The 280-nt window shown below is 47.9% G+C and carries 1 pseudogene; it reads left to right on the top strand.

Annotated elements, in window-relative coordinates:
• Positions 1 to 280: pseudogene (locus DCCM_RS19360) on the top strand (helix-turn-helix domain-containing protein); the annotation flags it as partial.

The raw sequence follows: 280 nt of genomic DNA on the forward strand, positions 1-280 counted from the left end.
TACCGGCGAGGTAGAGGCTAAGATAATTGCACTTAGTTGCAGTTCTCCGCCGCCTGGACGATCCAGATGGTCATTAAGGTTGTTGGCCGATAAGGCGGTTGAGCTGCAGTACATTGACAGCATTTCCCATGAGGCTGTGGGGCAGCTTTTAAAAAAACGAACTAAAACCCCATCTTCGTAAATGCTGGTGTATTCCACCCGAACAAAATGCCGCCTTTGTCGCCTGCATGGAAGACATTCTGGATTTGTACCAGAAGCAATATTGCAGACTATATCCGGT

Origin of the sequence: Desulfocucumis palustris (assembly GCF_002933875.1) — a bacterium.
Taxonomy (GTDB): domain Bacteria; phylum Bacillota; class Desulfotomaculia; order Desulfotomaculales; family Desulfocucumaceae; genus Desulfocucumis; species Desulfocucumis palustris.